The following is a 6,909-nucleotide window of genomic DNA, read 5'->3' on the forward strand; positions in this document are numbered from 1 at the left end:
GGTTCACCCTCTAGCATTTCAATTTATAGTACATACATTATAACAAACTATCTCACATCCATCTATGACATCAACTTATATAAAGTTGTTTAATAACATTAATATTAATAATTATTTGTGAATCAATTTTGACAGAATTTTGACGTTTGTTTGTGTGCATTTTAAAAAACGTATATAATTATAGTAAGTAATGATGTCTGAATCTCATTCATTTTGATGCAAACGTAATATGTCGAGGGGTCATAAACATATTGTTCGCATCGAGCATATAAAATCAACATTAAAGGGGAATTTATAATGAAGAATTTAGTATTGTTAGGCGGCGGCTACGGCAACATGCGTATTTTGTCTCGTATCTTACCAGAGGCACTACCAGATGATTATCAGGTAACACTTATTGACCGTATGCCTTATCACGGGTTAAAAACAGAATTTTATGCGCTTGCGGCAGGTTCTAAATCGGATAAAGAGGTTCGAGTAGGTTTTCCTAAATCAGAACGAATGAATGTGGTATATGGCGAAATCACTGATATTGATCTAGAGCAACAAATCATTTCAGTGGGACAAACACGTGTAGATTATGATGAATTGATTATTGGATTAGGTTGTGAAGACAAATATCATAATGTGCCTGGGGCTAAAGCGTATACATATAGTATTCAAACATTACAAAGTGCGCGCAAAACATACCATGATATTAGTGAATTGCCTTCAAATTCTCAAGTTGGCATTGTAGGGGCTGGATTAAGCGGCATTGAACTTGCAAGTGCTTTACGTGAAAGCCGTAGTGATATTAAAATCTTTTTATATGATAGAGGCGATCGCATCCTAAATCAATTTCCAGAAAAACTAAGTAATTATGTAAAAAAATGGTTTGAACAACATGATGTTACTGTTGTACCAAATTCAGACATTGTTAAAGTAGAACCTGGTATTTTATATAATAAAGAAACGAAAAATGAACACGATTTAATCGTCTGGACAGCGGGGATTCAACCTGTTGAGTTAGTCCGTAATTTACCTGTTGATTTAAGTCGCAGCAATCGTGTTATTTTAAATCAGTATCACCAAGTTCCGACATACCCTAATGTATATGTCGTAGGAGATTGCGCAGACTTACCACATGCACCAAGTGCGCAACTTGCAGAAGAACAAGCAGATCAAATCGCATCTGTTTTAAAAACAAAATGGGAAGGTAAACCATTACCTGAACAAATGCCAGACATTAAAATCCAAGGATTTTTAGGCTCACTTGGTGAGAAAAAAGGCTTTGCATATGTCATGGATAAGACTGTAACAGGTCGTCTTGCATCAATCTTAAAATCTGGTGTGTTATGGCTTTATAAACATCATAACGGTTAACATTAAAAAACGGGATGGGACGCATGTTCCATTCCGTTTTGAATTATAGTAGATAAATGTCATATTTACATATTTATATGAAAAATGAGGTACCTTATTTTTCATTTACAATATGTTCATCTATAAACCGTGTAATCGGTTTGAGTTGGACGTAACCATCTGTAACATATTCATCATTCATTGTAACAAGAGGATAAAATAATTCATCTTCTTGGATTTGTTCGATAAATTGCTGATCATGGTCAGATAGATTTTCAGTATCTTTTTCAATATCTATATACGTATACTCGAACTGAATATTTGGATATTTACGCGCTAAAATCGACTGTAACCACTCATATGTGTTTTGAGAACTGGGTGCATTCACACAACTGGCACAAATGACGTCAGCACCATAAACGACAACACTCACTTTAGTCATCAATACTCTCCCCTTGTTTCTATTATAGATTTTTACTACTGATTCTATTATAATAAAAAAATAAGAGGAATTAGAACCATTTAACTTGAAAGGAGGCATTTTACATGCCAACTGAAAATGCAACAATGTATGACCAAGTTGCTGAGGTCATCGAAAAATTACGTCCTTTCTTATTACGCGATGGCGGTGACTGTGAACTCGTCGATGTTGAAGATGGAATTGTAAAGCTTCAATTATTAGGCGCTTGTGGCACATGTCCAAGTAGTACCATTACTTTAAAAGCCGGAATTGAACGTGCACTCGTTGAAGAAGTGCCTGGCGTTATTGAAGTTGAACAAGTTTTTTAATATCGCATATTTTAAAATAAATCACTTATTCTTGTTCGGGCTTGCCGACAACACATACACCCCTTAAAAGCTTGTAATTAATACTTTTAAGGGGTGTTTTATATTGATAAACGTCATGTCTACCAAGCTTTATGTACTGAAATCATCTAACCTTGCCATTCATTTAAAATATACAAAAACAGTAACATGACCACGAATCATGTTACTGTTTTTCATTTTTATGAGTGAATATGTTTCTCAATTTTTTCAGTTAGTTCTACTAAACCGCGCCAACCAATGTGTACTGCATCACTCATCACATATGGTTTATAGTCTTGATCTGTCATGTCGTGTACATTGCCACCATGAGATGAAATAGTTTTCACAATCTTTTCATCCACTTTTTGACGGCGTTCTCTATCAACATGAATAGAATCATACCATTTACCATTTACAGGTAGGACGACATATTGTACATCTGCATTACCAGCTTTCATAAGGTCTACTAAAAGTGCAAGATCTTTGAATTCTGGAGAGTTCATGTGGAACTCATGTTGACGACTAATTGGACGTTTATTTTGTTTAATCAGTTTCCAATATTCATCTTTAATGCGATAAGGATTCGTTGAACTACGGCTTTTACCATACTTTTCAGCTTCCTTATCTAATTGTGCATATGATTTTGTATTTGGTTTAGATTTATCAAGCAGTTTGGTTAACTTATCTGTTTCTACAGACATCGGAATATAACTTTTCAAAATTTCCATTTTTTCTAAATGGTTCGCATAAAATGGGTTTAAGTAATGACCTTTAACTTCACCTGTTTTAGCGACCTGTTTTAAAAAGTCATCATGCTTATTTGTTTTAAAATGTAATAAACGTTGAGCGAGACGTTGTTTAAGATGATTCGGTATATTTGGATTATCGAAATATCGGTTAATCTGAACTTTAGACACACGACCTAAGTAGTTATTTTCTAACATACCTTTTCGTGTGAACCATTGCGGTGAAATAATGATCGTCATTTTTTTATTTTTTAACTGATCATATTGCGCACCCAAAGCAATAGCCTGTAATAAATCTGTTTGTCCACCCGTACCTACATAAAATAAGTCTGGCTTTTTACCTTTTAACAAGATAACAGATTGGTACGGGTCGTCTTTACGCAGTTCACTTGACCCATACACAGGATAAAAGTTTTTATCTTTTAACATGGCATGCTGAATGGCAGATCCTTTAATGACGTTATCAGAATTTGCAACTTGTTGTTTTAACAATTTCTGGTGAGACCAGTTAGGCTGAAGCCATGATGCAGGTATTAAAACAAAAGCACCAAATAAAAGTCCACTAACGAGAAAAGCTAAAATTGCTGGATGTTTTAACTTCATTGTAATTCAGATAATACTTCAACAATTTTATTTGGTGTTGCCCATGCTTCACGATCGAAGTCCATAATTGATACTTCAATATCCAACTCATTTTGAATTGCTAAAATAAGTTGTACTGTTTGCATAGAATCTAAAATACCTTCATCAAATAAACGAACATCTGGTTGTTCCTTAACAATGCTATCTTCTGTAACGTCTTCTAAAATATTTAATACTTGTTCTCTAAATTCCATATCAATCACTCCTAAATTAAATCAGTTTTCCTGAGAATATTAATAGTCCAAAAGCTATAAAGTGGAATGTAATGAGTATTCCCATTACATTGAAAAATGGATGTTTGAGCTGGCCAAAACGTTTTTTACGCCATTTTTCATAATACGCATAACCTATAAATAATGCTGCATGATATAAACCATAAATGATATAGAACCATTCAAGACCATGCCAAATCCCCATAATTCCGAAATTGACTAAAAATGCAAGATTTGAAATATGAAACGTTGATTTCATATATTTCTTCTTCGTCATAAAGAAGACGATACGCATATATACACAGTCTCTGAACCAGAATGACAGTGACATGTGCCAACGATTCCAGAAGTCTTTAATGTTTTTAGCGATAAATGGTTTATTAAAGTTCATTGGCGTTTGAATACCATAAATGTAACTAAATGCTACCGCAAATAAACTATATCCTGCAAAATCAAAGAATAGGTAGAACGTATATCCATACATGTAAATCCAATAATCAGTAAACGTTGTCAGATGGTTGCCCATTGGGGTTGTTACATATTTTTGAATTAAAAATGCCACAATATATTTGTATAAGAACCCTAACATCACAAAGTGTACTGCTTTTTCTAGGAGTAATTTGTATTGTGCTGCATCCGGAACTTTTTTATCATCTTTAACAAAACGTCTGAAACGATCAATTGGTCCTGATGATATTGTTGGGAAGAACGTCATAAATGCCAACAATTTTCTGAGAGGTATTTCTTTAATAGAATGATCTCGAATCTCCATAATCAATTGGATACTCTTAAATGCAATGTATGAAATACCTAAAAAGCCAAATAAGCCAAGTAATTTAGAACTGTATATATGTACTTGTCCAGTTCCTAACCATGAGCTTTGAAGTACTTTAACGGCAATTAAAGGTAAAAGTGATAAGAAAAGTACTGTGACATATAGCGCTGTCGAATTCTTTTCTTTATTTTTATTGAGTTTTTCATACCCTTTAATCACTAAAACTTGCCAAATGATATATAGGAAAAACGTCATCGTATGATAACTTAAATATTTAATTCCTAAAAAGTTATGTTTGTGGTCTGCAAAAATGATGACCAACATGACGATTGTGCTGAGTGCATTATAAATTTTAGAACGTTTACCGAATAACCCTAAAATGATGACAGGTAATAAAATGATAAACGCGATTAAGAAAAAGTGAAATGAAGCATATGGTGTCATGATTGGTATACCTCGTTAATCATTTTTCGGTCGATTTTACCGTTGTTATTTAACGGCATTTGCTCAACACACACCCACTGTTGTGGAATCATGTAATCCGGTAATTCTTCTTTAATACGGGATTTAATGACTTTAATCGCTTCTTTTTCATCTAAATCTCGAGATGATAATTGAAGCACACCTTTAAGTAATTTTACTTTATTATTTTTGCGTACAGGCACAACCATCGCATTAATAATTTCATCTAAACGGTTTAATTTCGCCTCTATTTCTTCTAATTCCATACGATAACCGTTGTATTTAATTTGATTATCAATACGTCCTTGGATAAACCATTGATCGTCTACAAATTTAGCACTATCTCCAGTGAGATAACCTCGCGTTCCATTTGTCTCGAAGAACACACGTGCACTGCGTTCTTCATCTTTGACGTAACCAGCACTTACACATGATCCTTCTATAACAAGTTCATTTTCATCTGTGACACGTAAGTTTACGCCTGGTCTCGGTTGACCGATAGGTACACTCTCAAATTGATCTAATACATCTTGTGTCACCAAAATACTTGTAATGGCAACTGTCGCTTCCGTAGGGCCATACGTATTGTAAATCGCAGCTTGCGGAAATTGTTTTAATAAGCGTTGTGCAGATTTATGGCCAAATACTTCACCACAGAATAAGAATGTCGATAAATTCGGCATGTGTTCTGTATTAAATGAAGGTATTAGTAAACACATTTCCATAAATGAAGGTGTAGACACCCACACATCTATCGGTTGAGCAACAAATAGCTCATGTAACGCTTTAGGGTTAATAATCATATCTTTTGATACAAATTGAATGGTACCTCCAGAAACTAATGCCGGATACACTGACATCACTGATAAATCAAACGAAAGTGGTGCCTGGTTCAACCATACTTGACCTTCTTTATTTTGATTTAAATCGTCTACCCAATTAGCAAAATCGACTAAACTATCATAATAAATTTGTACACCTTTAGGTTCACCCGTTGAACCTGAAGTGAAAATAGTATATGCGATTGAATCTGGTTGAATATTTGAAACATGAGCTGTTTCCCCTGTAAGGTTCAACGTTTTAACGTCAACAACTTTGACATTATCTAACGTCATTGTATCTGTCATTGTATTTAAAAACAGACTTGGTTGAATCCTGTTAACAATTGATTCGATACGATTCGCAGGAATCGAATAATCAATAGGTACGTAGCCACATCCTGCTTTTAATGCTGCAATCATTCCAACAATCATATATGGCGACATATGTCCATAAACAACAATCGGTTGTGTCTCATCCTTTAATTGAATTGCAAGTTGATTTGAATATGCTTCTAATTCGGAATAAGTTAAAGCATCAGTTTGATGTTGTACAGCATTTTTATTTGGAGTGGCTTCACTAAAATAACGAATGGCTTCTAAAATATCTCTCATCGTTAACACTCCCTCTTAGTTTAAAATTCGTTATAGACAAATGTACTTTGTGCACCGCTGTCCCCGTACAACAAGTATAAAGCCATCATAATAGCGAAATAAAACACCATTAATAAAAATGACTTTAGATACACATGATCTGCCAATTTCATAGTACTCACTTCTCTTTTCTAAAAAATTGTCGTGCATAGAATTGGTATTACCAGAAGTGACCCAATGCGTCCCTAGTTTAACACTGACTTCCTTATAGCTTTTCCCAATTTAAAACATCCGTCACATTTCTCATGCATCTGTTCCATTCATTTACACACGTAATATTATAATACTATTCACTCATTATATCTCATTTTTTGAATAATTTAAGTGAAATTTAAACTAAATAGGGCTTAAGTCGTAGAAAAACAAACATACAGCGCACGTGACGTATGTTTGTTTTTCATCATACTATATTATTCACTATAGGTTAAATCATAAACTTAAATATAATGATG

Annotated in this window: 8 protein-coding genes; 2 read left to right on the forward strand and 6 right to left on the reverse strand. The window is 33.9% G+C overall.

All coding sequences use genetic code 11. The features are described 5' to 3' along the window. Positions 1 to 297: 297 nt before the first annotated feature. Positions 298 to 1,362 carry an NAD(P)/FAD-dependent oxidoreductase gene (locus tag CD172_RS05865; protein ID WP_060550654.1) on the forward strand — a complete coding sequence of 355 codons (1,065 nt, stop codon included), beginning with the start codon at positions 298 to 300 and terminating at the stop codon, positions 1,360 to 1,362. Between the two features lie 94 nt (positions 1,363 to 1,456). Here CD172_RS05865 and CD172_RS05870 read toward each other — a convergent pair whose 3' ends face one another. Then, on the reverse strand, positions 1,457 to 1,783 hold the full coding sequence (locus tag CD172_RS05870) for a YuzD family protein (protein ID WP_060550653.1): 327 nt from the start codon (positions 1,781 to 1,783) through the stop codon (positions 1,457 to 1,459). Positions 1,784 to 1,887: 104 nt separating this feature from the next. Between CD172_RS05870 and CD172_RS05875 the strand changes: the two genes are divergently transcribed. Further along, entirely contained in the window at positions 1,888 to 2,130 is a 243-nt protein-coding gene (locus tag CD172_RS05875) for a NifU family protein (protein WP_037572314.1), read from the forward strand. Between the two features lie 218 nt (positions 2,131 to 2,348). Here the strand turns inward: CD172_RS05875 and dltD are convergent, their stop codons facing one another. The 5 genes from dltD to CD172_RS05900 are packed head-to-tail and all read right to left on the reverse strand — an operon-like array spanning position 2,349 to position 6,570. After that, on the reverse strand, positions 2,349 to 3,497 hold the full coding sequence (gene dltD, locus CD172_RS05880; RefSeq protein ID WP_103345754.1) for a D-alanyl-lipoteichoic acid biosynthesis protein DltD: 1,149 nt from the start codon (positions 3,495 to 3,497) through the stop codon (positions 2,349 to 2,351). Next, on the reverse strand, positions 3,494 to 3,730 hold the full coding sequence (gene dltC, locus CD172_RS05885; protein WP_037566769.1) for a D-alanine--poly(phosphoribitol) ligase subunit 2: 237 nt from the start codon (positions 3,728 to 3,730) through the stop codon (positions 3,494 to 3,496). The genes dltD and dltC overlap by 4 nt, the downstream gene beginning before the upstream one ends. 16 nt (positions 3,731 to 3,746) lie before the next feature. Continuing rightward, positions 3,747 to 4,967, reverse strand: coding sequence for a D-alanyl-lipoteichoic acid biosynthesis protein DltB (gene dltB, locus CD172_RS05890; RefSeq protein WP_060550651.1), 1,221 nt, complete (start codon positions 4,965 to 4,967; stop codon positions 3,747 to 3,749). After that, complete coding sequence (dltA, locus tag CD172_RS05895) at positions 4,964 to 6,418, reverse strand: D-alanine--poly(phosphoribitol) ligase subunit DltA (protein WP_103345755.1); 1,455 nt, start codon at positions 6,416 to 6,418, stop codon at positions 4,964 to 4,966. The genes dltB and dltA overlap by 4 nt, the downstream gene beginning before the upstream one ends. 20 nt (positions 6,419 to 6,438) lie before the next feature. After that, complete coding sequence (locus tag CD172_RS05900; protein ID WP_081858211.1) at positions 6,439 to 6,570, reverse strand: teichoic acid D-Ala incorporation-associated protein DltX; 132 nt, start codon at positions 6,568 to 6,570, stop codon at positions 6,439 to 6,441. Between the last annotated feature and the right edge of the window lie 339 nt (positions 6,571 to 6,909).

It is taken from the genome of Staphylococcus agnetis, from assembly GCF_002901865.1.
Lineage (GTDB): Bacteria > Bacillota > Bacilli > Staphylococcales > Staphylococcaceae > Staphylococcus > Staphylococcus agnetis.

Coding starts and splice junctions, on each gene's coding strand:
- CD172_RS05865 (WP_060550654.1), top strand. CDS start 298: ATGAAGAATTTAGTATTGTTAGGCGGCGGCTACGGCAACATGCGTATT.
- dltB (WP_060550651.1), bottom strand. CDS start 4,967: ATGACACCATATGCTTCATTTCACTTTTTCTTAATCGCGTTTATCATT.
- CD172_RS05870 (WP_060550653.1), bottom strand. CDS start 1,783: ATGACTAAAGTGAGTGTTGTCGTTTATGGTGCTGACGTCATTTGTGCC.
- dltC (WP_037566769.1), bottom strand. CDS start 3,730: ATGGAATTTAGAGAACAAGTATTAAATATTTTAGAAGACGTTACAGAA.
- dltD (WP_103345754.1), bottom strand. CDS start 3,497: ATGAAGTTAAAACATCCAGCAATTTTAGCTTTTCTCGTTAGTGGACTT.
- dltA (WP_103345755.1), bottom strand. CDS start 6,418: ATGAGAGATATTTTAGAAGCCATTCGTTATTTTAGTGAAGCCACTCCA.
- CD172_RS05900 (WP_081858211.1), bottom strand. CDS start 6,570: ATGAAATTGGCAGATCATGTGTATCTAAAGTCATTTTTATTAATGGTG.
- CD172_RS05875 (WP_037572314.1), top strand. CDS start 1,888: ATGCCAACTGAAAATGCAACAATGTATGACCAAGTTGCTGAGGTCATC.